Source organism: Streptomyces sp. NPDC051364 (genome assembly GCF_040682115.1).
Lineage (GTDB): Bacteria > Actinomycetota > Actinomycetes > Streptomycetales > Streptomycetaceae > Streptomyces.
Genome location: NZ_JBFBAH010000009.1, coordinates 269094 through 293695 on the forward strand (window position 1 = coordinate 269094; position 24602 = coordinate 293695).

The 24602-nt window shown below is 73.6% G+C and carries 23 protein-coding genes; 5 read left to right on the top strand and 18 right to left on the bottom strand.

What is annotated here, in order from left to right; translation table 11 throughout:
* Window positions 1–4: 4 nt before the first annotated feature.
* From AB0M76_RS21510 to AB0M76_RS21535, 6 genes are all read right to left on the bottom strand, one after another.
* Window positions 5–370 carry a tyrosinase family oxidase copper chaperone gene (locus AB0M76_RS21510; RefSeq protein WP_365954372.1) on the bottom strand — a complete coding sequence of 122 codons (366 nt, stop codon included), beginning with the start codon at window positions 368–370 and terminating at the stop codon, window positions 5–7.
* Between the two features lie 191 nt (window positions 371–561).
* Complete coding sequence (locus AB0M76_RS21515; RefSeq protein WP_365954373.1) at window positions 562–1803, bottom strand: cytochrome P450; 1242 nt, start codon at window positions 1801–1803, stop codon at window positions 562–564.
* A gap of 71 nt (window positions 1804–1874) precedes the next feature.
* Window positions 1875–3107 (bottom strand): FAD-dependent oxidoreductase, encoded by a 1233-nt coding sequence (locus AB0M76_RS21520; RefSeq protein WP_365954374.1) that lies wholly within the window; start codon window positions 3105–3107, stop codon window positions 1875–1877.
* A gap of 165 nt (window positions 3108–3272) precedes the next feature.
* A complete protein-coding gene (locus AB0M76_RS21525) occupies window positions 3273–4385 on the bottom strand; it encodes an acyl-CoA dehydrogenase family protein (protein ID WP_365954375.1) in 1113 nt (370 codons plus the stop codon).
* The gene (locus AB0M76_RS21530) at window positions 4382–5575 is read right to left on the bottom strand and encodes an acyl-CoA dehydrogenase family protein (RefSeq protein WP_365954376.1); all 1194 of its coding nucleotides are present in this window, start codon (window positions 5573–5575) and stop codon (window positions 4382–4384) included. The genes AB0M76_RS21525 and AB0M76_RS21530 overlap by 4 nt, the downstream gene beginning before the upstream one ends.
* The gene (locus tag AB0M76_RS21535) at window positions 5572–6549 is read right to left on the bottom strand and encodes an NADPH:quinone oxidoreductase family protein (protein WP_365954377.1); all 978 of its coding nucleotides are present in this window, start codon (window positions 6547–6549) and stop codon (window positions 5572–5574) included. Before AB0M76_RS21535 ends, AB0M76_RS21530 begins: the two co-directional genes overlap by 4 nt.
* Before the next feature lie 188 nt (window positions 6550–6737).
* Between AB0M76_RS21535 and AB0M76_RS21540 the strand changes: the two genes are divergently transcribed.
* The 3 genes from AB0M76_RS21540 to AB0M76_RS21550 are packed head-to-tail and all read left to right on the top strand — an operon-like array spanning window position 6738 to window position 9672.
* Entirely contained in the window at window positions 6738–7889 is a 1152-nt protein-coding gene (locus AB0M76_RS21540; RefSeq protein WP_365954378.1) for a hypothetical protein, read from the top strand.
* A 49-nt stretch (window positions 7890–7938) separates the two neighbouring features.
* The gene (locus tag AB0M76_RS21545; RefSeq protein ID WP_365954379.1) at window positions 7939–8838 is read left to right on the top strand and encodes an SDR family oxidoreductase; all 900 of its coding nucleotides are present in this window, start codon (window positions 7939–7941) and stop codon (window positions 8836–8838) included.
* Between the two features lie 36 nt (window positions 8839–8874).
* Window positions 8875–9672 (top strand): hypothetical protein, encoded by a 798-nt coding sequence (locus AB0M76_RS21550; protein WP_365954380.1) that lies wholly within the window; start codon window positions 8875–8877, stop codon window positions 9670–9672.
* Here the strand turns inward: AB0M76_RS21550 and AB0M76_RS21555 are convergent.
* The 5 genes from AB0M76_RS21555 to AB0M76_RS21575 form a co-directional block, all read right to left on the bottom strand.
* Window positions 9659–10492 carry an enoyl-CoA hydratase/isomerase family protein gene (locus AB0M76_RS21555; RefSeq protein ID WP_365954381.1) on the bottom strand — a complete coding sequence of 278 codons (834 nt, stop codon included), beginning with the start codon at window positions 10490–10492 and terminating at the stop codon, window positions 9659–9661. The genes AB0M76_RS21550 and AB0M76_RS21555 overlap by 14 nt on opposite strands.
* A 56-nt stretch (window positions 10493–10548) precedes the next feature.
* Complete coding sequence (locus AB0M76_RS21560; RefSeq protein WP_053789870.1) at window positions 10549–11313, bottom strand: PIG-L family deacetylase; 765 nt, start codon at window positions 11311–11313, stop codon at window positions 10549–10551.
* 42 nt (window positions 11314–11355) lie between these two features.
* A complete protein-coding gene (locus AB0M76_RS21565) occupies window positions 11356–12663 on the bottom strand; it encodes an alpha/beta fold hydrolase (protein ID WP_365954431.1) in 1308 nt (435 codons plus the stop codon).
* Between the two features lie 146 nt (window positions 12664–12809).
* Window positions 12810–13895, bottom strand: a complete 1086-nt coding sequence (locus AB0M76_RS21570; protein ID WP_365954382.1) for an S-(hydroxymethyl)mycothiol dehydrogenase — start codon at window positions 13893–13895, stop codon at window positions 12810–12812.
* Window positions 13896–13968: 73 nt separating this feature from the next.
* Window positions 13969–14970 (bottom strand): LysR substrate-binding domain-containing protein, encoded by a 1002-nt coding sequence (locus AB0M76_RS21575; protein WP_365954383.1) that lies wholly within the window; start codon window positions 14968–14970, stop codon window positions 13969–13971.
* Window positions 14971–15041: 71 nt separating this feature from the next.
* Between AB0M76_RS21575 and AB0M76_RS21580 the strand changes: the two genes are divergently transcribed.
* Window positions 15042–15944, top strand: coding sequence for a dihydrodipicolinate synthase family protein (locus AB0M76_RS21580; RefSeq protein ID WP_365954384.1), 903 nt, complete (start codon window positions 15042–15044; stop codon window positions 15942–15944).
* A gap of 395 nt (window positions 15945–16339) precedes the next feature.
* Window positions 16340–17101, top strand: coding sequence for a transglycosylase SLT domain-containing protein (locus AB0M76_RS21585; RefSeq protein ID WP_365954385.1), 762 nt, complete (start codon window positions 16340–16342; stop codon window positions 17099–17101).
* A gap of 124 nt (window positions 17102–17225) precedes the next feature.
* Here AB0M76_RS21585 and AB0M76_RS21590 read toward each other — a convergent pair whose 3' ends face one another.
* From AB0M76_RS21590 to AB0M76_RS21620, 7 genes are all read right to left on the bottom strand, one after another.
* Entirely contained in the window at window positions 17226–17831 is a 606-nt protein-coding gene (locus AB0M76_RS21590) for a response regulator transcription factor (protein WP_365954386.1), read from the bottom strand.
* Entirely contained in the window at window positions 17828–18970 is a 1143-nt protein-coding gene (locus tag AB0M76_RS21595; protein ID WP_365954433.1) for a histidine kinase, read from the bottom strand. Before AB0M76_RS21595 ends, AB0M76_RS21590 begins: the two co-directional genes overlap by 4 nt.
* A 153-nt stretch (window positions 18971–19123) precedes the next feature.
* A complete protein-coding gene (locus AB0M76_RS21600) occupies window positions 19124–19846 on the bottom strand; it encodes an ABC transporter permease (protein ID WP_365954434.1) in 723 nt (240 codons plus the stop codon).
* A complete protein-coding gene (locus AB0M76_RS21605) occupies window positions 19846–20760 on the bottom strand; it encodes an ABC transporter ATP-binding protein (protein WP_365954435.1) in 915 nt (304 codons plus the stop codon). Before AB0M76_RS21605 ends, AB0M76_RS21600 begins: the two co-directional genes overlap by 1 nt.
* Window positions 20761–21067: 307 nt before the next feature.
* Complete coding sequence (locus AB0M76_RS21610) at window positions 21068–21838, bottom strand: aminoglycoside adenylyltransferase domain-containing protein (RefSeq protein WP_365954387.1); 771 nt, start codon at window positions 21836–21838, stop codon at window positions 21068–21070.
* Window positions 21839–21900: 62 nt separating this feature from the next.
* The gene (locus AB0M76_RS21615) at window positions 21901–22815 is read right to left on the bottom strand and encodes a squalene/phytoene synthase family protein (protein ID WP_365954388.1); all 915 of its coding nucleotides are present in this window, start codon (window positions 22813–22815) and stop codon (window positions 21901–21903) included.
* A 66-nt stretch (window positions 22816–22881) separates the two neighbouring features.
* Entirely contained in the window at window positions 22882–24579 is a 1698-nt protein-coding gene (locus AB0M76_RS21620) for a protein kinase (protein WP_365954389.1), read from the bottom strand.
* Window positions 24580–24602 lie beyond the last annotated feature (23 nt).

Below are 24602 nucleotides of genomic sequence, written 5' to 3' on the forward strand. Positions count from 1 at the left end.
TCCGTCAGCCGTGGTGCGGGGCGGCGAGCGCCAGCTGGCTGGTGCCGAGTTCGTCGACGGCGGCGCGGGCGAGTTCCAGCGGGGTGTCGAAGGACTGGAAGTGGTTGATCCCGCTGAGGTAGCTGCCGTCGGCGCGGCGCATGACGTGCAGGGGGCGGCCGTCGATGCGGACCCCGGCGAGGTCTACGGCGATGTGCCGGCCGCGGTACGTCTCCTCGGTGAGGGGCGCCGGGGTGAGGGTCTGCCGGGGACGACGGGCACGCAGTACGGGTGCCAGGGCCGCGGCGGTGCCGGCGAGCACCGCCGCGGTGAAGGCCGTACGAAGGAACGTGCGGCGGGACGGTGCTGCGGAGGCGGGTGTGGCGTACATGCGGTCTCCCTCGCTCGGTGGTCCGCGCTACGGGGTCTAACGCGGCGCAGCGGGCGAGGTCACCTCGGCTGCTCAGGGTGCTTGTAGAAGAGGGTGGTGGGGTGCAGGCGGCCGGCCGGGTCGGTGGCGGCCGCCCGGGCCGACGCCGGTGCGGGAGACCCAGAGGGCGAGGGAGCCGTCCTCGACGGCAACTACGTTCCCCGGGACGGGTCCTGGGCGCCGGGGGTGAACGTCACCGGCAGGCTCTGGGGACCGCGCAGTCCGCCGGGGCGCCAGCGGATCTCGTCCGGCGGTACGGCGAGGGCGAGGCCGGGGAGCCGGCGCAGGGCGGTACCGATGGCGATCTGCCCCTCCAGCCGGGCCAGCGGCGCACCCAGGCAGTAGTGGATGCCGTGCCCGAACGCGAGGTGGGCGTTGTCCTGCCGGGTGATGTCCAGCCGGTCGGGGTCGGGGAACCGCGCCGGGTCGCGGTCGGCGACGGCGGAGCCGATCAGCACGGTCGCGCCGCGCGGGATGGTCACGCCCGCGATCTCGACGTCCTCGCGCGCGAACCGGGCGATGCCGGGGCTGACCGGGCCGTCGTAGCGCAGGAACTCCTCGATCGCGCCCGGCAGCAGTTCCGGGTCGGAGCGCAGCCGGTCGAGCTGGCCGGGGTGGGCGAGCAGCATGGCGATGCCGCCGCCGATCAGGTTGACCGTGGTGATGTATCCGGCGGCCAGCAGCAGGAACACCATGGCGACCAGCTCGTCCTCGGTCAGTTGCTGTTCCGCGTCGCGGGCGGTGACGAGGGCGCTGAGCAGGTCGTCGCCGGGGTGTGCCCGTTTGTCCCGGATGAGCTCGGTGACGTACGCGCGCATGTGCTGCCATGCCTCGTTCACCACGGCGGGATCCGGCAGCTCCGGGCCCCGCCTGATCAGGCGGTCCGTCCAGTGCTGGAATTCGTGCCGCTCGTCCACCGGCACCCCGAGCAGTTCGCTGATCACCGCGACCGGGAGCGGCAGCGCGAAGTCCGCGACGAGCTCGGCGTGGCCGGCCGGGACGACCGCGTCCAGCAGCCGGTCGGTGATCGCCTGGATCCGCGGCCGCATCCCGGCCACGCGGTGGGCGGTGAACGCCTTGGAGACCAGCCGGCGCAGGCGGGTGTGGTCGGGCGGGTCGCTGCGGAGCATGTTGCTCAGCATCGACTCGCGCTCCGTTGCGGGCAGCTGGCGCAGGATGCGGGTGTCCGAGGCGTCGCGTACGTCGCTGCTGAGGCGGGAGTCGGACAGGGCCGCGAGTCCGTCTTCGTAGCGGGTGACGAGCCAGGCCTCCAGGCCGCCCGCGATGACGGTGCGGCGCACGGGGCCGTCCTCGCGCAGTTGCCGGTACAGCGGGAACGGGTCCGCGACGAAGGCCGGGTCGGCATAGGGCAGAAGGACCGGCTGCTCGCTCATGTTGCCTCCCGAAGTGGATCGTCCTCTCTACGGAGAATGAGCGTATATGTACCGGTATCCGGGATGCCGTTTCAGCGGAGCGATTCCTTCGGGGGCCGCTCGCGCAGCGCCCCGTACCCGATGAAGTAGGCCGGCACCCGGTTCAGCCACCGCGAGTCGGTGACGAGCTCGGTCAGCCGTTTGGCCCGCTGGGGATGGCCGAACGCGGTGCGGCCGTCCAGCAGCGGCTCGATGACCTGGGTGTGCGCCAGACGTTGGAGGCGCTGGGTCGCCACGGTCGTGGGCATGCGGCGGCGCTGTACGCGGCGTACGTCCTGCAGCCCCACGGCGCCCTCGCGCAGCGGGCCCACCAGATGGCGGGCCGCGGCCACCGCGTCCTGCACGGCAAGGTTGATGCCGATGCCGAAGACCGGCGACATGGCGTGGGCGGCGTCGCCGATGCACAGCAGACCCGGCCGGTGCCAGCGGCGCAGCCGGTCCAGCCGTACGTCGAGCAGCTTGACGTCGTCCCACGAGGTGACGGAGTGCGCCCGGTCGGCCAGCCACGGGACGGCGTCCGTGAACTGGGCCATGAAACGGTCGAGGCCCTCGGCGCGGCGCTCGGCATCGGTTCCCTTGGGGATGAGCCCCGCGATCTGCCAGTAGTCGCCGCGGTCGATGAGCGCGCTGAAGAACCGCTCGCCCAGGCCTCCCACGAGCCCGCTGGGGTCGTCCTCGTGGCGCGGCAGCCGGAACCACCAGGCGTCCATCGGGCACGGGAAGCTCTCCAGGCCGAGCTCGGGCAGGACCCTGGCGAAGGATCCGCGGCCGTCGCAGGCCACGGTCAGCGTGGCCCTGAGTTCGCCGGTGCCGCCGTCCGCGGTGCGGTACCGCACGCCCGCGACCCTGCCGCGCTCCATCAGGAAGGACGTCGCCTCGGTGTCCATGCGCAGCCGGAAGGACGGCTCCTTGCCCGCTTCGTCGGCGAGCAGGTCGAGCAGGTCCCACTGCGGCACCATCGCGATGTAGTTGTACTTGCCGTGCAGCGCCCCGATGTTCCCGACCGTGACGAGGGACCGGTCCGGTCCGATGGGCAGCTGCACCGAGGTCACCCGCCGCTGCGGGAGTCGGGCGAACCGTTCGGCGAGGCCGATGTCGTCCAGCAGCGACAGGGTGGACGGGTGCACGGTGTCGCCGCGGAAGTCGCGCAGGAAGTCGCCGTGTTTCTCCAGGACGGTCACCTCCACCCCGGCCCGGGCCAGCAGCAGGGCCAGCACTATCCCGGCGGGCCCGCCTCCCACCACACAGCAGGCTGTATGTTCCACGGCAACCACTCCCTTCGCCGGCATCGGGCAAGCCCCACAGGACGTATACCGCACCCGCGGCGGCGGGGTCGGTAACGACGGCGACGCGCCGTGAGGCGCTGTCGCCGCCACGCATCCCTCCCCATCCGGCCGCGGCACGAACCCGATCGCCCGGCGAGAACGGTCCTAAGGGGACGGGAGTTCGGCGAAGTCCGCCACAAGGGCGTGGTGGTGGCCAGGGGTGCCCAGGGCCAGCGAATCGGCCTTGGCGCGCTTCAGGTACAGGTGCGCCGGGTGCTCCCACGTCATGCCGATGCCGCCGTGCAGCTGTACGCACTCCTCGGCCGCGCGAACCGCGACCCCGGAGCAGTACGCCTGGGCGACCGCCACCGTGAGCGGGGCGTCGGGGGCCCCGCCGGCCAGCGCGTCCGCGGCGGCGCGGGCCGCCGCCCGGGCCGAGGCCACGTCCAGCCAGAGCTGCGCCAGGCGGTGCTTCAGCGCCTGGAAGGAGCCGACCGGACGGTTGAACTGGTGGCGGCCGCGCACGTGCCGCACCGTCTCCGTCAGGCACCACTCCGCGAGCCCGACCTGCTCGGAGGCCAGGAGTCCGGCCCCCGAGAGCAGTGCTCCGGCGACCGCCGCGCGGGCCGCCGCCGGGTCCGCGAGGCGGGTCCCCGCGGCCCGCTCCAGCGTCACCGTGGCGAGCGGGCGGGTCAGGTCCAGCGGGACCGGCGGGGTCAGCGCGACCTCCGCGGCCGGGACCGCGTACAGCCCCGTGTCCGCGAGGACCAGCAGCACATCGGCGGCCACCGCGTCCGCCACCGAGGTGACGGTGCCCGTCAGGACCCCGCCCCCGGTGTCCCGTACGGCGCCCGGCAGCGGCGCACCCGGGGCCTGCGTCAGCGGCAGCGCCGGTACGCACACCTGCCGGCCCGCGGCCAACTCCCCGAGCAGGCACACCACTTCCGGCGCATCGCAGCCGAGCCCGAGCAGGATCTCCGTGGCGAGCACCGCGCTCGTCAGGTACGGCACCGGCGCCACGGCCCGCCCCAGCTCCTCCAGGACCACGGCCGCCTCCCGGTGGCCCGCGCCCTGGCCGCCGAGCTTCTCCGGTACGAGCAGCCCGGCGGTGCCGATCTCCGCGGCGAGCGTGTGCCACAGCTCCGGGTCGTGCGGCCGGCCGGTCTCCGCACGGGCGAGCACGTCCGCCGGTGTGCACCGGTCGGCGAGCAGTGCCCGTACGGCGGACCGGAGCTCTTCTTCCGTGTCGGAGTACAGCAGGTCGAAGGCGTCGCTCATCGGGCCAGGTCCTTCCAGGCGAGGTCCTTGTCGTCGCGCGGCTCGGCGGGCAGGCCGAGGACGCGTTCGGCGACGATGTTGAGGAGGATTTCGCTGGTGCCGCCCTCGATGCTGTTGCCCTTGGCGCGCAGGTAGCGGTAGCCGGCGTCGCGGCCGGTGAAGTCGACGAGCTCGGGCCGGCGCATCGTCCAGTCCTCGTACAGCAGGCCCTCCTCGCCGAGGAGTTCCACCTCCAGGCCGCTGATCTCCTGGTTGAGGCGGGCGAAGGTGAGCTTCATGCCGGACCCCTCGGGGCCGGGCTGCCCGGCGGCGAGCTGCTGGCGCAGCCGCTCGGCGGTGAGGCGGGCGACCTCGGCCTGGACCCACAGCTGGAGCAGCCGCTGGTGCAGTGCGTGGGTCCGCAGCGCGGGCCGCTCGCGCCAGGCCGCGGCGACGGGCGCGATCATGCCGCCCTCGCGGGGGAGCCGCATGCCTCCGATGGAGACGCGCTCGTTCATCAGGGTGGTGCGGGCGACCGCCCAGCCCTGGCCGACGGCGCCGAGCCGCTGGCTGTCGGGGATGCGGACGCCGGTCAGGAAGACCTCGTTGAACTCGGCCTCGCCGGTGATCTGGCGCAGCGGCCGGACCTCGACGCCCGGGGCGTGCATATCGCAGAGGAAGTAGGTGATGCCCTGGTGCTTGGGCAGCGCCGGGTCGGTGCGGGCGATCAGGATGGCCCAGCGGGCGGTGTGGGCGCTGGAGGTCCACACCTTCTGGCCGTCCACGATCCAGTCGCCGGAGCCCGTCTCGCGGACCGCACGGGTGCCGAGCGCGGCGAGGTCGGAGCCGGCGCCGGGTTCGCTGAAGAGCTGGCACCAGACCTCCTCCCCGACCCACAGGGGGCGCAGGAAGCGCCGCTTCTGCTCGTCGGTGCCGTACGCGAGGATCGTGGGGGCGGCCATGCCGAGGCCGATGCCGATCCGGCGCGGGTCGTTGTCGGGGGCGCCGGCCGCCTCGAGTTCGGCGTCGACGACGGCCTGGAGGGAGCGGGGCGCGCCGAGGCCGCCGAGGCCCTCGGGGTAGTGGACCCAGGCGAGGCCGGCGTCGAAGCGGGCGCGCAGGAAGTCGGCGCGGGCGGTGTCGGCGGGCGGGTACGCGGCGAGCAGGCCCCGGACGCGTGTGAGCAGGTGGTCGGCGGTGATCGCGGTCATCGGGACACACCCGGCTGCCGGGGCATGGCCAGGACGACGCGGCCGGTGGTGGTGCCGTCGGCGAGGCGCTGCACGGCGTCGGCGACGGCGGGGAGTGCGACGAGTTCGCTGATCAGGGGTTTGATGGCGCCTTCGGCGGCGAGGCGGGTGAGTTCGGTGTGGCAGGCCAGGATCGCGGCCGGGTCCTTGGCCGCGTAGAGGCCCCAGTGGAGGCCGAGGATCGCGTAGTTCTTGACGAGGGCGTGGTTCAGGGCGGGGGCGGGGATGTTGCCGCTCGCGAAGCCGACGACGACGATCCGGCCCTCGAAGGCCACGCACTTGGCGGAGGCGGTGTACGAGTCGCCGCCGACGGGGTCGTAGACCACGTCGGCCCCGCGCCCGCCGGTGAATTCCTTCACCCGGGAGACGACGTCCTCGGTCGTACGGTCGATCACCAGGTCGCACCCGAGTTCCTCGGCGGTACGCACCTTGGCCTTGCCTCCGACGACCCCGATGACGGTGGCCCCGGCGGCCTTGCCGAGCTGGACGGCGGCGCTGCCGACCCCGCCGGCGGCGGCGTGCACGAGCAGGGTCTCGCCGGCTTGCAGGCGCGCCCGGCGGTGCAGGCCGAACCAGCCGGTCTGGTAGCCGATGTGCAGGGCCGCGGCCTCGGCGTCGCTCAGGCTCTTGGGTGCCGGGAGCAGGGCCCGCTCGGACGCGATCACGTACTCGGCGAAGCCGCCGTGGGGCAGGCTCGGGGTGGCGATGACGCGGCGGCCGTCGTCGGTGAGGCCGCAGATCTCGACGCCGGGGGTGAAGGGCAGCGGCGGGCGGATCTGGTACTGGCCGCGGACGAGCAGCGCGTCGGGGAAGTTCAGGTTCGCCGCGAGCACCTGCAGCCGCACCTCGCCCTCGCCGGGGACCGGTTCGGGAATCTCTTCGAGGCGCAGGGCCTCTCGGGGTTCACCGGGGGTATGTACTCGCCATGCCTGCATCCGGGGCCTCCAGCCGCCGTCGAGGAACCACGCTCCGCGGGCATACTAAGCGGTCGCTTGCCATCCTGTGAACCCTGGTGCCGGCGACCTGCCGGTCGGGCATCATGGCTGTCGTAGATCAACAGGCAGATGCCCTGCGGCATATGACGCGCACCATCAGGGGGACTTCACCAGTGAACGGAACAGGGATGAGAAGCGTGACGGCCGCGGCGGGGGCCGCGGCCGTGCTCGCGGGGCTGATCACCGCCGCCGGACCGGCCGCGGCGGCCGGTACCGCGGCGTGCACCCCGGCCATCGAGCTGCTGCCCGCCCTGCCGGGGGCGAGCGTGGGCACCGTGGCCGGGTTCGGCAGCGGCGGGCTCGTGGTCGGCGAGAGCGGCGACCGGCCCGCCTACTGGACGGGCGCCGAGCACACGGTCCACGCCGTCCCGCTGCCCGCCGGCTTCGACCGGGGCAGCGTCAAGGCCGTCAGCGCCAAGGGCCTGATGGTGGGCACGGCCACCCGCAACGCGGACCACGCCAGGGTCACCTTCACCCACCAGAAGGGCGCCGCGGCCTCCGAGGCGCTGACCACGCCCGTCGCCGAGGGCCGCGCCGTGGACATCGACGTCAACGAGTCGGGCCGGGTCGTCGCCGTGGACAACGGCGTCGCCAAGGAGTGGGTGAACGGCACGGCCGTGCGAGAACTGCCGGTTCCCGCCGACGCGATCCCCGGCACCAAGGTCGTCTCGCTGAGCGGCATCAACAAGCGCGGCGACATCGTCGGCACCGCCAGCGGCTCCTACTTCGACGCCGAGAACGACATCGAGGTCACCAAGACCTTCCCGGTCGTGTGGCCCGCCGGGGGCGGATACCCGCCGTACAGCCTCCAGGTCTGGAACGGCTACCACTACTCGTTCTCCACGATCGGCCGGGACATCGACGACCGCGGGCGCGTGGTCGGCCTGGAGGACTTCTACTACCGCAACGACCCTCGGCTGACCCCGGCCGTCTGGAAGAAGCCGTACGACGCGCTGCCCACCGACCCGGGCCGGCTGGCCGGCTTCGGCCACCTGGAGTTCAACGGCAGCAGCCCGGCCACGAACGTGGCCGTCGGCACCGCCACCACCTTCGAGGAGAGCTGGCCCAGCTACTTCCAGGCCGTCTACTGGCCCGGCCAGGGGACCCCGAAGTCGCTCCCCTTCCCGGCGGGCGCCCCGGGCGCCGTGCCGCTCAGCCGCGCCTTCGCTGCCACCGACGACGACCGGGTCGGCGGCAGCGTGAGCGACCGGGGAACCGGCGCGGGCAGCGCCGTCATCTGGACCTGCGCGAGCAAGCAGGCGTACACACCGCAGAGTTGATCCCGTCCCGGGCATGGTGATCTCGGCGCCCGCGCGCTATCGATGCCCCATGAAGGACGAGATCCCGCGCGGGCTGCCCGCGCCCCCGCCGCTCGGCACGGCCGCGCTGCCCCCCGGTACGTTCGGCGGGCAGGTGGTCCTCGTGACCGGCGGCGGGACCGGGCTGGGCAAGGCCATCGCCGCCGAGTTCGCGCGGCTCGGCGCAGACCTGGTGATCGCGAGCCGGCGCGCCGGGCAGCTGAAGGCGGCGCAGGAGGAGTTGGCGGCCGTCCCCGGCGCGGGCCGGGTGACGTCCGCCGTCTGCGACATCCGGGACCCGGAGCGGATCGCGGAGGTCTTCGACGCGGCGGAGGCGGCCCTCGGCCTGCCGGACGTCCTCGTCAACAACGCGGCCGCCAATTTCCCCTGCCCGGCGGAGGACCTGTCGCCCAGCGCCTGGCGGGCGGTGGTCGACACCACCCTGACCGGCACCTGGTTCACGACCCGCGAGTTCGGCCGCCGCCACCTCGCCGCCGCGACACCCGGCTCCATCGTCAACATCGGCGCCTCGTACGCCTGGACCGGCGGACCGGGCTTCGCCCACAGTGCGGCCGCCAAGGCCGGGGTGAAGAACCTGGTCGAGACGCTCGCCGTCGAGTGGGGTCCGTACGGCATCCAGGTCAACGGTCTCGTCCCCGGCCTGTTCCCGCACGCCGACATGACCGAGGACATCCGCGGCGGGCTGGAGCGCGCCGCACCCGACGCGAAGGACTCCCGCCAGCCGGCCCTGCGTGTCGGCGCCCCGCGCGAACTCGGCTGGGCCGCCACCTTCCTGGCCTCCCCCTTCGCCCGGTTCATCACCGGCCACACGCTGGTGGTCGACGGCGCGAACTGGCAGCGCCGCGCCCTGGTCAACCCCGAGGTGATCCCGATCCGCACCCAACTGGGCCGCGGCCCGTTCACCCCCTGAGCCCCGGTTGTCAGTGGCCGGTGCGAGGATCCGGTCATGTCTCTCGCCGATCTGACCCTTGACCACTGGCGTTCGCTCGACCCGGCCGCCGCCGGGCGCATCGCCCACGAGGCCGCCGCACAGGCGGGCGGCCGGGTGGTGCTGCTCGACACCGTCGAGCACCTGGGCGGGCCGCTGCACCGCGTCCGCATCGAGCGCCAGGGGCAGGAGTTCGCCCTCATACCCGGCGGACCGGTGCGGCTGGGGTTCGATCTGGACGCCTGGGTGCCGACGCCCGCGCAGAGCGCCGACTTCACGGAGAGCGCGGACGAGGGGTACGGGTACGAGCTCGACCTGAAGCCCTATCTCGGCGAGGTGCTCAGCCCGGTCCGTTCCGCGACAGTGGCCACCGTGCTCATGGCCGTGGAGGACGAAACGCTGAGCGAGCGCCCGGACGCGATGCCGGACGTACTCGCGGCGCGCGGGCTGCGGATGCCGAGCGCCGACGAGTGGGAGCACGCCTGCGGGGCCGGGGCGGGCACCCTGTTCCGGTGGGGGAACGAGTGCCCCCTGGACGAGCCCTCGTACGGTGGCGGCGGCCTGCGGCACGAACCGAACGCCTTCGGGCTGCACATCGCGTACGACAGCTACGGCACGGAGCTGAGCAGCGACCCGACCGCGGTGCACGGCGGTGACGGCGGCGAGGCCGTCTGCGGCGGATACGGCGACCTGCTCGCGTGGCTGCCGCTGGCCACTGCCAACCGCAACCCGTCCATGGCCGAGTTCGCGTACGGACCGGATGGCGAGGGGATGTTCGAGGAGTTCTCGACCCGGCCCGTGTTCAGCCTCCACTGAAGTGCGGCGGGCGGCGGGCCGCCTTGGCCGTGTAGCCCTCGCGGCAGTCCTCGGAAGTGAGGGTGAGGGCCGCGGTCATCGCGACGCGATCGAGGGCCGGGGCGAGGTCGGCGTCCGCGTAGGCGTCGATCGCGCGCTTGATGCCCTGGACGGCGAGCGGGGCGTTGGCCGCGATCTCGGCCGCCAGCGCGCGGGCCGCGGTGTCCAGCTCGGCCGGGGGGACGAGCAGTTGGACCAGGTTCAGGCGGTGCGCCGTCGCGGCGTCGATGCGGCGGCCGGTCAGCGCCAGGAACTTGGCCCAGCCGGCGCCCGCCTCGCGGGCGATCCGCAGATCGCCGCCCGCGTCCACCGCGACGCCGAGCTGTGCCTCCGGCAGGGCGAAGACGGCGTCCTCAGCGGCGACGCGGAGGTCGGCCATCAGGGCCAGTTCGAAGCCGAAGCCGAGGCAGTAGCCCTGTACGGCGGCCACCACCGGCTGCGGGAGCCGCGACAGCACGGCGAAGCGCTCATGGACCCAGCGGATGCCCTCGTAGTAGTTGCGGGTCCGCTCGGCGGCCGTCGCGCCCGTGATGTCGCCGCCGGGGGCGGTCACGTCGATGCCCGCGCAGAAGGCCCGGCCCTCGGCGCGCAGCAGGACCACCCGTACGTCCGGATCGAACCGGATCCGGTCCGCGAGCAGGCCCAGCTGGCGGGTGGACTCCCAGCTCCAGCCGTTGAGCCGGTCGGGGCGGCAGAGGGTGAGGACCGCGATCCCGTCCGCGACCTCCAGACGGATGCGCTCCTCGCCCTCCGCGATGTCGTTGCCCATGGTGTCGATCACCGAGCCCACCCGCCTCCGCCGATAACTGATGGGGCGTCAGTTTAGGGGCCCGGGGCTCAGCGCGAGAAGACCTCGAACGTCACCGCCGGGCGGCCGCCGAAGCGCACCGACGCCTGCTGGGCGAAGCCGGTGAGGAAGTTCCGGCAGTACTCCTCGGGGTCCTGGTCGGTGAGCACCTCGATGTACGCCTTGTGCTCCATCAGCGACTTGATGGAGCGTTCCAGGCCGGGGCCGGCGTCCGCCGCGTGCGTCGGCGTCGAGGACCCGGCGACCGCGACCCAGCGCACCCCGTTCCAGGGCTCCAGGCCCTGCTCGGAGAGGAGCTCCGGGAAGATCCACCGGTTGCCCGCGTCGGCGGCGGCGTCCAGGGTGGCCCGGCCGACGGCCTTGTGGTCGGGGGTGTTCCAGTAGCCCCCGCCGCCCTGGCCGCCCCAGGTGTCGCGGTGGTTGAGGGTGATGAGCAGTTCGGGGCGGTGCCGGCGGATGGCGGCCGCGATGTCCCGGCGCAGGTCGAGGCCGTACTCGACGATGCCGTCGCGGTAGTCGAGGAACTCCACGGTGGAGACCCCGACGACGGCGGCGCTCGCGCGCTGCTCGGCCTCGCGCAGCGGGGCGCACTCCTCGGGCGGGATCGTGTCGATGCCGGCCTCGCCGCGCGTGGCCAGGAGGTAGACGACCTCGCGGCCGCCGTCCGTCCAGTCGGCGATCGCCGCGGCGCCGCCGTACTCCAGATCGTCGGGGTGGGCGACCACCGCGAGGGCGCGCTGCCAGTCGGTGGGCATGGGCTCCAGGGGCGCGGGCTGATCCAGTTGTTCGGTCATGCGTCGCACAATAGACGCACCCCGCGCACCGGAAGCAGTGTTCTAGACCTCGTCGCGTACGAGGGCCAGCAGGCGGTCCAGGACACGGGGGCCGCCGGCGCGTACGCCGTCGTGCTCGAACTCGTCCGTCACCCAGGTGCGCAGGCCCCGGATCGCCCGGGCGGTCTGCAGGGAGTGCGCGGTGTCCACGTACATGTCGTCGTGGTAGACCGCGGCGGCCACCGGCACCTCGTTGGCGGCGAGTCGGGCCGGGTCGTACAGGGGCTGCCAGCCGGTACGGGCGGCCAGCAGCTCGGCCGTCTCGCGGAGCGGGGCCAGCGCGGGGTCGGCGGTGAAGTGCCAGGGGTGGATGGTCTCGCCGGTGAAGAGCAGGGGCCCGTCGCCCGCGAGGGTCTTCTCGGCGTCGAAGCCGGGGTGGCCCGCGCGGACCCGTTCGGCGGCCCAGGCGGTCGGCACGGCCGGGTCCTGGGCGTAGATCGGCTCGTGGAGCAGGGCGTAGAGGGGGTGCGCGGCGAAGGAAAGCAGCCCGCGGACGCCCTCCAGGAAGGCGTCGGAGAGGGCGGGGCCCGCCGGGGTCGGGACGAAGGCGTCCTCGAGGAGGTAGTGCAGCTGGTGGCTGCCGTCGCCGGTGCCGAGCAGGATGCCGAGGGACTGGAAGGCCGCGGCGGTGAGGCGGTAGCCGCCGGGGAGTTCGGCCGGCCGCTCCACGAGGTGGGCGGCGATGCGGCGGGCGCGCTCGACGTCCATCGGGTAGCGGGCGTAGTGGGCCAGGTTCTTCCGCTCGATGCGGGGGTACGCGGCTTCGTACACCTCGTCGGCGGTGGCGGTCAGGGACGGGAGGCCGCCGGTGATCAGGGCGGCGGTCAGGCCCTCGGGCGCGGTGGAGAGGTAGTGGGTGGTGCAGAAGCCGCCGAAGCTCTGCCCGAGCACGGTCCAGGGTGCGCCGCCGCCGGTCAGGCCGGGGCGAACGGCCTCGGCGTCGCGCACGATGGAGTCGGCGCGGAAGTGGGCGAGGTACTCCGCCTGCTGCTCGGGGGTGCCGCGCAGGGGCAGGGTCTGCCGGTTGACAGGTGTGGAGCGGCCGGTGCCGCGCTGGTCGAGCAGGAGGACGCGGTACTCGGTGAGGGCTCGATCCAGCCAGGCCTGGCGGCCGACGAAGCGGCGGGCGCCGAAGCCGGGGCCGCCCTCCAGGTAGAGCAGCCAGGGCAGGGTCTCGGGGTCCTTGCCGGTGGCGACGGCCTCGCGGGCGTACAGCTCGATGTGCTCGCCGTCCGGGCGGGTGTGGTCGAGCGGCACGGTGAAGCGGTGGTCGGTGAGGACGACACCGGGCTGGCGGTAGCTGCGGTCGATGGTCACGAACGGCCCCTGGGTGTGCGGCTGCCCGGGCGGATCGCGACCGGGTCACGGGTCTGGCGGCCCGGCCGAGTGTAGTACGGGCCCGCCGCCCGCCCCCGGCCCCCACCTGCACGTACGTCAGCCGGGGGCCGGGCGGAGCCCTAGAACTCGACGACCGAGCGCAGGACCTCCCCGCGGTGCATGCGGGTGAAGGCGTCTTCCACTGCGTCCAGGGGGATGGTCTCGGACACGAAGGCGTCGAGGTCGAGGCGGCCCTGGAGGTAGAGGTCGATGAGGAGGGGGAAGTCGCGCTCGGGCAGGCAGTCCCCGTACCAGGAGGACTTGAGGGCCCCGCCGCGGCCGAAGACGTCGAGGAGCGGGAGTTCGAGCTTCATCTGCGGCGTCGGCACGCCGACCAGGACCACGGTGCCGGCCAGGTCTCGGGCGTAGAAGGCCTGCTGGTAGGTCTCGGGGCGGCCCACGGCGTCGATGACGACGTCGGCGCCGTTTCCGCCGGTGAGCCCCTGGATGGCCTTGACCACGTCCTCCGTACCGCCGTTGACGGTGTGGGTGGCGCCGAGGCCCCGCGCCCACTCCAGCTTCCGGTCGTCGAGGTCGACGGCGATGATCCGGCCCGCGCCGGCGAGGCGGGCGCCGGCGACGGCCGCGTTGCCCACTCCCCCGCAGCCGATGACGGCGACGGAGTCGCCCCGTCCGACGTTGCCGGTGTTCAGGGCGGCTCCGAGGCCGGCCATCACCCCGCAGCCGAGGAGTCCGGCGGCGGCCGGCGCGGCGGCCGGGTCGACCTTGGTGCACTGACCGGCCGCGACCAGGGTCTTCTCGGCGAACGCGCCGATGCCGAGCGCCGGGGAGAGCGGCGTGCCGTCCTCGAGGGTCATGGGCTGCGTGGCGTTGTGCGTGTTGAAGCAGTACCAGGGGCGGCCGCGCTTGCAGGCTCGGCAGGTGCCGCAGACCGCACGCCAGTTGAGGATCACGAAGTCGCCGGGCGCGACGGAGGTGACGTCCGGGCCGACGGATTCGACGATCCCGGCGGCCTCGTGGCCGAGCAGGAACGGGAACTCGTCGTTGATGCCGCCCTCGCGGTAGTGGAGGTCGGTGTGGCAGACCCCGCAGGCCTGCACCTTGACCAGGGCCTCGCCGGGCCCGGGATCGGGCACGAGGATCGTCGTCGTCTCCACCGGTGCGCCCTTGCTCCGGGCGATGACCCCTCGTACACGATGCGTCACGTCGTACCCCGCTCTGATCGGATCTGTCTGGATCAACGAACGTACACGGACGCGGCGGCGGAGGGGAGTTGTGTCACGCCGCGGGAGTCGGAGTGGCGAGTTCCGCTGGCACGGCGGCGCGAAGTGCCGCCCCGAAGGCGGCCACGGCCGGGTGGGCGGCTGCGCCGCTGCGGAAGGCGACCTGGGTGCGCCGCTCCATCAGGAGACGTGTGAGCGAGACGGCCGGGTCGGCGGGCCCCATGACGCCGAGCTGCGGGACCACCGCGACGCCCTGGCCGGCCGCGACCAGGGCGAGCACGGTGGGGAACTCGTCGACCTGGTGGCGGATCCGCGGCGTGAAGCCGGCGGCCTGGCAGGCCCGCAGGGCCATGGCGCGGCAGAGGGTGCCGGGGGTGGCGGTGATCCAGGGGGCGTCGGCGTGGGCCCGCAGCACGGAACCCTGGTCGGGGCCCTGACGGGGGATCCGGTCGGGGCTCCGGTCGGCGCCCTCGCCGGCATCCTGGCCGAGGCCCCGCTCGGCGGTGGCGGCGCCCCCCGTCGTTCCCGTCGGGGCGGCCAGGTACATCGCCTCCCGGTACAGCGGTTCCGTGGCGAGCCCCGGCTCCTTCTGGGCAGGGACGAAGTCGTACTCGTGGATCAGGGCAACGTCCAGGTCTCCGGCGCGCAGCGCGTGCGCGACCGCCGCCGGGTCGGTCTCCGACACCATCGGCTCCAGCCCCGGATGGCGCCGGGCCAGTGTGACCAGGGCGGCCGGGACGATGGTCCGGATGGCGGTGGGGAAGGCCCCGATGCGCAGGGCTCCGGCCAGGCCGCTGCGCGCCTCGGCGAGTTCGGCGTCGGCCTGTTCGAGCCGCTCCAGGACGGCCTCGGCGTGCCGGACCAGGTTCTGCCCGGCGGGCGTGAGCCGGACCCGGCGGCCGGTGCGCTCGAGCAGCGGCAGGCCCGCCTCGCGTTCGAGGACGCCGAGTTGCTGGGACACCGCCGAAGGGCTGAAGGCGAGGGCTTCGGCCACGGCGGCGATGGTCCCGCGGCGGGCGAGTTCGCGCAGCAGGCGCAGGCGTCGTACGTCGAGCATCGGCTCAGCTTACGCTTCGGGTAAGAAACGCGAACTGGATTTGACGCTCCGGGCAGATGAAGCTCGTGGGCATGGCACAGGACCTCTCCCTCCACGGGATTCACGTACCGCTCGTCACCCCCTTCACCCGCGCCGGGGACGTCGCCGCCGACGCCCTGGAGACACTCGCCCACGCGGTGCTCGACGAGGGCGCCACCGGGATCGTCGCCCTCGGCACCACCGGCGAGCCCGCCGCTCTCGACGAGGCGGAGCGCGACCTCGTCACCGACGTCTGCGCCCGGGTCTGCCGGGAGCGGGGCGCGATGCTGACCGTGGGCGCCGGGGCGGACGGCACCCGGGCCGCCGAGGCGGCCCTCGGCCGGCTGGCGAGGTGGCCCGAGGTGCGGGCGGCGCTGGTGACGGTGCCGTCGTTCGTGCGGCCCGCGGCGGCGGGTGTGCTGGCGCATTTCGCGCGACTGGCCGAGGTGAGCCCCGTACCGCTGGTCGTCTACCACATCCCGTACCGGACCGGGCAGCCGCTGGACGCGGTCGCGCTGCGGGCGCTCGGGGAGCTGCCCGGGGTCGCCGGGATGAAGTACGCCGGCGGCGGCATCGGCGAGGACGCGGTGGTGCTGCTCGGTGGGCTGCCGGACGGGTTCGCGGTGCTGGCGGGCGACGACGTGTACCTGTCGCCGCTGCTGGCGCTGGGCGCGACGGGCGGGATCCTGGCCTCGGCGCACCTGGCGACGGCCCGGTACGCGGAGCTGATGGCGGCCTGGCAGGCCGGCGACGTGCCGCGGGCGCGCGCCCTGGGCCACGGCCTGGCCCGGCTGTCGGCGGCGCTCTTCGCCGAGCCCAATCCGGCGGTGGTCAAGGCGGTGCTCCACGCCCGGGGCCGGATCCCCACGCCCGACGTACGGCTCCCCCTGCTGCCGGCGGGCGAGGAGGCGGTGTCGGCGGCGCTGGCGCGGCTGGCGGAGCTGGCGGAGCTCTAGCACCCCCCTCGGGACCATGACGGGCATGCCGGGAACGGCCCACTGTGGGCGATTCACAAACAACGGGCGAGATGCCCGAATCAGGCATGAGTGCGGGCGACTTGTCCGTTTCCCCGAAGGACTTCGGGGGCTCGTGATGTGAGTCACTCGAATAGGGACAACATCATTTATCCGGAGGCGACTATTCCCTTTTCCCGGAAAGGAATTTCGTCATTCCCGGAAGGCGCTCCCAAGGTCATTTCCGACCCCGGTACGGGGAAGTCGATCACCCGGTGGAATTCAAGCCTTGTTCCGGCCCGGCGGGCTCGCTTACGGTCACGTCGTTCCCAGCGGGCAGCTTCCTAAACCGGTCGCCGCCAGGGATCCCCCGCACCCCGCACGTGAGGAATTCCGCCATGCCCGGACTCGGAAAGCACCGTCGGCCGAAGCAGCGCCCGATCGCCCGCAAGCTGGCCTTCGCCGGCACCGGCGGCGCCGCCCTCGCCCTGCCGCTGATCGGCGCGACCACGGCCGGGGCGGCCGTGACGCAGCCGGCCTCGGCGCCCGCCGCGACGACCGCCACGCTGCCCGCCGTCAAGCCGGCGGTGGAAAAGGCGGCCGCTCCCCTGACCTATTCGGTGACCGTAGGCGACACCCTTTCGAAGATCGCCGTCGAGCATTCGGTGAGCGGCGGCTGGCAGGCCCTCTACGAGGCCAACCGGAACGCCATCGGCACCAACCCCTCGATCATTCGTCCCGGGCTCAAACTGAGCATCGGTGCGGCGGCGAAGGCGGCAGTCGCCAAGGCGACCGCGACGCAGGCGACGACCGCTGCGGCCAAGACCGGCACCACGTACGCGAACAACCTCGACGGCTGGATCCGGCAGTCGCTGGACATCATGGCCCAGCACGGAATCCCGGGCAGCTACAACGGAATTCACCGCAACGTGATGCGCGAGTCCTCCGGCAACCCGCTGGCCATCAACAACTGGGACTCCAACGCCGCGGCCGGCATCCCCTCCAAGGGCCTGCTCCAGGTCATCGACCCGACTTTCCGGGCCTACCACGTGCCCGGCACGTCCACGGACTCGTACGACCCGGTCGCCAACATCACGGCCGCCTGCAACTACGCGGCAGCCCGCTACGGCTCGATCGACAACGTCAACGGCCCGTACTGACCCGGCAGCAGGGCAGGGGCCGCCCCGCTCGAGAACCCCGCGGCCCCCGCATCCTCCGCGCCTCCCCCGTACGTCCCCGTACGACCGCGTACGTCCCCGTAGTTCCCCCACCCCGTCCGCGCCGTCAGAGCCAGCCCTGGCGGCGGGCCGCACGGACGGCCTCCATGCGGTTGCGGGTGCCGGTCTTGCCGATGGCCGAGGACAGGTAGTTCCGTACCGTCGACTCGGACAGGTGGACCCGGGCCGCGATGTCGGCCACGGTGGCCCCGTCGACCGCGGCGTTCAGTACGTCGACCTCGCGCGCGGTCAGCGGATTCGGGCCGGCGCTGAGCGCGGCGGCCGCGAGCGAGGGGTCGATCACGGTCTCCCCGGCCAGCACCCGGCGTACCGCGGCGGCCAGTTCCTCCACCGGCCCGTCCTTGACCAGGAACCCGGCGGCCCCCGCCTCCATCGCCCGGCGCAGATAGCCGGGGCGCCCGAAGGTGGTCAGGATCAGCACCCGGCAGTCGGGGCAGCGCGTGCGCAGCTCGGCGGCGGCATCGAGCCCGCTGAGCCCCGGGAGTTCGATGTCGAGCAGGGCCACGTCCGGCCGCGCCGCGATCGCAGCGGGCACGATCTCGTCCCCGGCGCCGACCTGCGCCACGACCTCGATGTCCTCCTCCAGGCCGAGCAGCAGGGCCAGCGCTCCGCGCATCATGCCCTGGTCCTCCGCGAGCAGGACCTTGATCATCGACTCTCCTCGTTCTCCGGAATCTCCGGGTGCTCTGCGCTCCCCCCGCCTTCCGGTCCGGCCTGCTCCACCGGAAGTTCGGCGGTGACCCGGAAGCCGCGGCCCGGGCCCGGGGCCGGGCCGCCGACGAGGGTGCCACCCGCCGCGGCGAGTCGTTCGGTCAGGCCGGTCAGACCGCTGCCCGGCGGGGTCGAGCCTACGCCGTTTCCGTTGTCGGTGATCACCAGGCTGACCCGTTCCACGGAGCTCCGTACCTCGATCTCGCAGGTGGTCGCGCCGCTGTGCCGGATCGCGTTGGTGGCGGCCTCGCGGACCACCCAGCCGAGCAGGGCCGCCGCCTGCGGGGGCAGCGGGGGCCCGGACTGCCGTACGACGGGCTCGATCCCGGCGGCGGTCAGCGCGCCGCGGGCCCGGTCGAGTTCGGCCGCGAGGCTGGCCTCGCGGTAGCCGGTGACGGCCTCGCGGATCTCGGTGAGCGCCTGGCGCCCGACGGACTCGATGTCGGCGACCTGGGCGAGGGCCGCGTCCATGTCGCGGGGGGCGATCCGGCGGGCCGCCTCCGATTTCACGACGATCACGGAGAGGGTGTGGCCGAGCAGGTCGTGCAGATCGCGGGAGAAGCGCAGCCGTTCCTGGTCCACGGCGGCCCGGGCCAGCTCCTGCCGTGTCTCGCGCAGTTCCTTGACCGTCTCGGACAGGGCGAGGATGGCCGCGGTGACCATGCCGGACACGAGCGTCCCGTAGGCGATGCCGAGGGCGTCCCAGCCCCCGCCCAGTCCCGCGATCGCCCCGGCGAGGGCGGTGACGACGAACAACACCGGGCCGAGTTTGCGGCCCCGGACCACCGCGCCGGTGGCCAGGCCCCACAGCGGGAAGAACAGCAGCCAGTTCCCTCCGTAGGCGAGGGCGAGGCCGCAGGTGACCGCGCCGAGGGCGGCGAGACACCAGCGGGTACTGGCGGCCTCCCGTGCCCGCCTGTCGAAGGCGCGGAACACCAGGGTGACGTACAAGGAGTTGAAGAGCAGCAGGCCGAGGGCGCCGATCCAGGGGTTGGGGGTCTCCCCCTTGATCACGTTGGAGATGGCGCCCATGCCCAGCAGCAGCCACGGCAGCAGCGCGAAGGCATTGGGCGGGCCCATCGGGCCGCCGCCGTGGCCGGGTGCCTCCCCGCACGCCTTGCGCCTCTTCTCCCGCGCCCGCCATTCGGCCTTGCGGGCCGCCCAGTCGGCCTTCCGGTCCCCCTCGGTCCCCCGTCTGCCGTGCATCTTCATTCCCGTTCCCTGCTTCATGCGTTACACCGTCCTCGCGGACCGACGGTACGAGAGCACCGCGTACGAGCCGAACAGCAGGGCCCATGCCGCGAGTACGGCGACCGCGCTCAGGCCGGGGGCTGCGCCGGCGGCGAGGGACTGGCCGATCTCGGCGAAGCGGCGCGTGGGGGTGAAGCCGGAGAGGGAGCGCAGCCAGTCCGGGAACAGCTCGACCGGGAACCAGAGACCGCCGACGACGGAAAGGGCGAGACTGCACCCGACGTTGACCACCCCGGTGCTCTGGGCGGTGAGCCGGTAGCCATTGCCGATGCCGAGCAGGGTGAACGGGAGCGCGCCGAGCCACAGGACGAGGGCTACGGCGGCCCACTGCCAGGCCTCGAGCCGGACTCCGTTGACGAACGCCCCGGCCGCGAGCACGGCCGCGATGGCCGGCAGCACGATCACCGAGCCGGTCAGGGCCCGGCCGGCCACCACCTGGCGCGGGGTCATCGGGGTGACCCGCAGCTGGCGCAGCCAGCCGATGCCCTTGTCCTCGGCGACGCCGTTCCCGGTCGACAGGGCTGCGCCCAGGGCCCCGTAGGCGGCCATGGCCACCATGGAGGCCGTCTTCCACTCGCCGGCGCCGGCGTCGGTGCCGAGGTTCGTGAAGAGCAGGTACATCAGCACCGGCATGCCGATGCCGAACACGACGAAGCCGGTGTCGCGCAGGGTACGGCGGACTTCCAGGCGGACGTAGGCGGTGATCATCGGGCGCTCCCGGCGGCGGTGTGGGTGTGCGTGGGGGTGTGGGTGTGGGACTCGGTGAGGGCGAGGAAGGCGTCGTCGAGCGAGGGCGCGGTGACCTCGATCCCGCGGATGGCGCCGAGCCCGGCGAGGGCGACGACCGTCGTGTCCGGGTCCTCCGTACGCAGCCGCGCACGGTCTCCCCGTACCTCTACGGAGACCACCCCGGGCAGTTCGCCGAGGCCCTCGGTGGGGCGCCCGGCCAGGTCGACGGAGACCAGCGACCCGCCGGCGGCGCGCCGCAGCTGCTCCCCCGTGCCGTCGGCGACGATCCGGCCGCCGTCGAGGACCACGATCCGGTCGGCGTGGGCGTCGGCCTCCTCCAGGTAGTGCGTGGAGAACAGGACGGTGTTGCCGCGCCGGGCATAGCCGCGCATGGAATCCCAGAAGGCGCGGCGGGCCTCCACGTCGAGGGCGGCGGTCGGCTCGTCGAGCACGATCAGCTCCGGGTTGCCGGCGAGGGCGACGGCGAACCGGACGCGCTGGGCCTGGCCGCCGGAGAGCCGGTCGATGCGGCGGCCGGCGAGGTCGGTGAGCCCGGCGAGCTCCAGCGCCTCGGCGACGGGCAGGGGGGCCGGGTAGGTCCGGGCCACGAAGCCGATGAGCTCGCGCACGGTGATCCGCGGTACGGCGCGCCCTTCCTGGAGCATCGCGCCCACCCGGCCGCTCTGGACGGCCTGCGCGGGGGTCTGCCCGAAGAGCCGTACGCTGCCGGCGTCGGGCTCGTTCAGGCCGAGCAGCAGGCTGATGGCGGTGGACTTCCCGGCGCCGTTGCGGCCGAGCAGGGCGACCGTCTCGCCGCGCCGGACGTCGAGGTCGATGCCCGCGACGGCGTGGACGGGGCCGAAGGACCTGGCGGCGTGCCGGAACCGGATGGCGGGCTCGTCGTTCGGCGGCTTCGCGGTCTGCGTCGTCCGGGCGGTCTGCGTCGTCTGCGTCATGACCACCACGCTAGGGATCGGGGCAGGCCTCCCGGCAGATCCGCATGTACGGACCCCACCAGTACAAATGTCCCGACCGCTAAGCGGCCTCGGTGAAGTGGGGCGCGTTTCCGCGTCGTCCGGTGCGGTGCATCGCAAGGCGGAGCGGCACGCTTGTACTGGACGTACCAGGGTGCTGCGACAACGCGGCGAGGCGCCGTGCCGGGCGGCGCGGGGACGTGCCCCACTTCCCCGAGACCGCTCAGGCGCCCAGCCGGAGACCTGCTTCGAGGGCCGTCCCGGCGAACGCGATGGTGTCACGCACCCGCGCGGCCGGGTCGGCGTCGTAGCGGGGCGAGCGGGTACCGGCCCCGTTCCGGATGCGGAGAGCCTCGGTCACGATCGGATGCCAAGCCGTGCCGAAGGCACCCAGGGCGTATCGGCCGGCGCCGCTCTTGGACGTGAGGCGGCCCGTGGCCAGCAGATGGTGCAGCCGGGCGACACCGAGCACGAACCACTCGGTCATCAGCTCCGCCCGCTCCGTCGGCCCGGTCGCGACGGTCCCCTCACCGGCACGCAGTTTCTCGACCGCCGGCCTCCAGTAGTCGGCGAGGTTGGCGTGGGAGTAGGCGCGCAGCGCCGTCTCATCGGTCCACACATCGCCCGGCCCCGGTCGGGGACCGCTCAGGGTGATCGCACCACGAGCCAGTTCGTGCCAGGTCACGGGATTGACGGCAGAGCGGCCGGAGGGCTGGAACTCCCATTCCCCGATGCACGGCACGTCCGGACAGTCGGCCGGCGGGCCGGCCAGATCGGCGCGGGTGACGTGGAGTCCGTCGAAGTACGGGCGCGGGTGGCGGCGGCCGAGTTCGGCGAGGGCGTCGCCGAGACGCCGTACGAGGTGATCGGCGGGCCGCTCACTCAGCACTGCGACGAAGTCGATGTCGCTGCGTCCCGGACGGTAGTCCCCGTAGGTGGGTGAACCGACCAGGTACAGCCCCTCGACGAGGCCGGGTGCGGCCTGGTCGGTCAACTCCCTGTAGGCGCGGGCTGAACGGAGGACCTCTGGCGGGAGGGACGGCGAAGACATGACGATCACGCTGGGGCCCGCCGGGCGCGGGCGCGGGCGCGGATCAGGGTGCGGACGGGGGCCGCCAGACCGTAGCCGACGTCCTTGCGCAGGGCCCGGACGCCGGCCCGTTCCACGGCGGTCAACTGGTGCCCCATGAGCTCCGACATGGTGGCGATCACCGGGCGCAGACCCGGCTCGACCAGGTCGAGGATGCCGTCGGTGGCGTCCAGGGCGGTCCGGGCGAGCCGGGTTTCGGCGGCGAGGAGCGCGCGTACGGCCGGGGTGTCGCGGGCCTGTTCGAGGTCGGCCCGGGTGACGGAGTGCTCGGCGAGGCGGGCCCGCGGGAGGCAGAGCCGGCCCTCCGCGAGGTCTCCGGCGAGGTCGGCGAGGAAGTCGACCCGCTGGGCGGCGTCGACGAACCGCCGCCATCCGGCGGCCTGTTCCTCGTCGGGGCCGCCCTGGTACTGGAGTCCGGTGAACACGAGCACCCCGGGCCAGGCGTAGGCGTCGAGGTAGGCCTGGAAGTCCTCGTCGGTCTCGAAGCCGTCGAAGGAGGCCTCGGCGGTGGCGGCGCCCGCCAGGAACCGGGAGACCCAGTGTTCGGGCAGGCCGCGGGATGCGACGGCGTGCGCGTAGGCACGCAGCAGCGGGTCGGGGCTGTCGCCGGTCTTCAGGGCCGCCTCCACCTGCCCGGTGAGTGCGGCCAGACCGGCGGATCGTTCCTGCGGGGTGCCGGTCTCGGCCACGTCGTCGACCAGGTTCATGAAGCCCACCCCCGCCGTCAGCCAGGGCACCAGCGGCGGCGCTGCGAGCAGGCGCAGCGTCAGGTACGGGGCCGGCTCGCGGCGCAGGACCCGGCGGGCGACGCTCGTGTAGTCGTCCCGCAGCCGGGGGGCCGAGATACCGGCCGCCGTCAGGGTGGTGCGCCAGCTGGGCATGGTGGTCGTACTCCTCGAACCGTGAAGGACCGTACTCAGGTGCGGCATGCGTACGGGTACACGATGTCAGGAGCGGTAGACCTTCTTCACGTTGCCCTGGGTGTCGGCGTAGACGTAGCCGCCCTGCCCGTACTCGTCGCTGAGGTAGGGCCGCATGGACAGGGAGGCCGGATCGAGGAGCCAGGGCTCGACGATGACGTAGCGGGAGGTCGGGTTGGCCACGCCGAGCTCCTGCTTGGCCTTGTCGAGGAGGCCGGGCAGGGCGTCCCAGTTGACGGCCGCCATGTCGATCAGCGGCTCGTCCGCCTTGACGGTGCCGCCGGGTCCGGTGCGCTTCGCCTCGCCGTCGCGGTACTGGTAGCGGTCGTAGGTCTTGGCCCCGGGGCCGGTGGGGATGGAGGCGAGCACGTACTCCTCGTAGACCGTCATCTCCACGAACTGGGTCGTGCCGGACTTCTGCTTGAGGGCCTCGAGCGCGGTGCGCACGTTGGCGGGGGTGAGCAGGCTGCCCTTGGGGGCGGCGACCGGGCTGCCGACCGACTTGGGGAGGCTCGGCCTGGGGCTGGAGGCGGTGGAGGGGCCCGTACTGGCAACGGTGTCACCTCCCTTCGCGGCGCCGCTGCCGCCTTCGCCGTCGGGCATCCACTTGACGAGCCCGATGACGCCGCCTGCCAGGACCAGCGCGAGGAGGCCGCCGAGCAGCACCGGGCGGCGGCGCGGGGCGTGTGGCGCCGGGACGGGCGCGGTGACCGAGTACGGAGACCCGCCCCCGGGGGTGAACGGCGCCGCCGGCGCGTAGGGCTGCGGCTGCGCGGGCCGGGTCTGGCCGAGGCCGAGGCCGATCCCCGGCTGCGGGGTCGGCGGCCCGTACTGGCCCAGGACCGTCGGCGACGCGACCGGCGAGGCACCGCCGCCGAGAGCAGTGCTCGCATCCCGGAGCAGTTGTTCCAGCTGCGCCGCGTCGGGCCGTACGGACAGGTCCCGTACGAGCAGCCGTTCCAGTACGGGCCCCAGCGGGCCGGAGCGCACCGGAGCCGGGATCGGCTCGTCGAGCACGGCGACGACGGTGGCCAGGGTGGTGGCCCGGCGCAGCGGATGGGCCCCCTCCGCGGCCACGTAGAGCAGCATGCCGAGCGACCACAGGTCGGAGGCCGCCAGGCCTTCCTCGCCGCGTGCCCGCTCCGGGGCGATGTACTCCGGCGACCCGATCAGCACGCCGGTGGAGGTGAGGGCGGTCGAGCCGTGCAGGGCGGCGATGCCGAAGTCGGTCAGCACGGCCGAGCCGTCGGGGCGCAGCAGCACGTTGGCCGGCTTCACATCGCGGTGGAGCACCCCCTCGGCGTGTGCGGCCCGCAGCGCGGACAGCACGTCGAGGCCGATCCGCAGCACGTCGGCGACCGGCATCGGCCCCGACTCAAGCTTGTCGTGCAGGGAGCCGCCCTTGACCAGCTCCATCACGATCCACGGGTGCCCGTCCGTGCCGGCCGCGGGCTCGACGATGTGGTGGATCGTCACCACGTGCGGGTGCGCGAGCCGGGCGAGCGCCCGTGCCTCGCGGATGGCGCGTTCGCGCAGCTGGACGGTGAGTCCGGGCTGGGCGGCGGCGGTCGCCGGGTCCGGCGGGCGCACCTCTTTGAGGGCGACGTCGCGGTGCAGTGCGATGTCGCGGGCGCGCCACACCGTGCCCATACCACCGGCGCCCAGGGGCGCGATCAGTTCGAAGCGGCCGTCGACCAGCTGTCTGCCGGCCTCACTCATGTCCATGGCCGGTCATCGTAGGCGCCGCC

Bases quoted from the DNA above. Each gene is read 5' to 3' on its own strand.
- AB0M76_RS21510 (WP_365954372.1), bottom strand. From the start codon at position 370: ATGTACGCCACACCCGCCTCCGCAGCACCGTCCCGCCGCACGTTCCTT.
- AB0M76_RS21515 (WP_365954373.1), bottom strand. From the start codon at position 1,803: ATGAGCGAGCAGCCGGTCCTTCTGCCCTATGCCGACCCGGCCTTCGTC.
- AB0M76_RS21525 (WP_365954375.1), bottom strand. From the start codon at position 4,385: ATGAGCGACGCCTTCGACCTGCTGTACTCCGACACGGAAGAAGAGCTC.
- AB0M76_RS21530 (WP_365954376.1), bottom strand. From the start codon at position 5,575: ATGACCGCGATCACCGCCGACCACCTGCTCACACGCGTCCGGGGCCTG.
- AB0M76_RS21535 (WP_365954377.1), bottom strand. From the start codon at position 6,549: ATGCAGGCATGGCGAGTACATACCCCCGGTGAACCCCGAGAGGCCCTG.
- AB0M76_RS21540 (WP_365954378.1), top strand. From the start codon at position 6,738: ATGAGAAGCGTGACGGCCGCGGCGGGGGCCGCGGCCGTGCTCGCGGGG.
- AB0M76_RS21545 (WP_365954379.1), top strand. From the start codon at position 7,939: ATGAAGGACGAGATCCCGCGCGGGCTGCCCGCGCCCCCGCCGCTCGGC.
- AB0M76_RS21550 (WP_365954380.1), top strand. From the start codon at position 8,875: ATGTCTCTCGCCGATCTGACCCTTGACCACTGGCGTTCGCTCGACCCG.
- AB0M76_RS21560 (WP_053789870.1), bottom strand. From the start codon at position 11,313: ATGACCGAACAACTGGATCAGCCCGCGCCCCTGGAGCCCATGCCCACC.
- AB0M76_RS21575 (WP_365954383.1), bottom strand. From the start codon at position 14,970: ATGCTCGACGTACGACGCCTGCGCCTGCTGCGCGAACTCGCCCGCCGC.
- AB0M76_RS21580 (WP_365954384.1), top strand. From the start codon at position 15,042: ATGGCACAGGACCTCTCCCTCCACGGGATTCACGTACCGCTCGTCACC.
- AB0M76_RS21585 (WP_365954385.1), top strand. From the start codon at position 16,340: ATGCCCGGACTCGGAAAGCACCGTCGGCCGAAGCAGCGCCCGATCGCC.
- AB0M76_RS21590 (WP_365954386.1), bottom strand. From the start codon at position 17,831: ATGATCAAGGTCCTGCTCGCGGAGGACCAGGGCATGATGCGCGGAGCG.
- AB0M76_RS21595 (WP_365954433.1), bottom strand. From the start codon at position 18,970: ATGGGCCCGCCCAATGCCTTCGCGCTGCTGCCGTGGCTGCTGCTGGGC.
- AB0M76_RS21615 (WP_365954388.1), bottom strand. From the start codon at position 22,815: ATGCCCAGCTGGCGCACCACCCTGACGGCGGCCGGTATCTCGGCCCCC.
- AB0M76_RS21620 (WP_365954389.1), bottom strand. From the start codon at position 24,579: ATGGACATGAGTGAGGCCGGCAGACAGCTGGTCGACGGCCGCTTCGAA.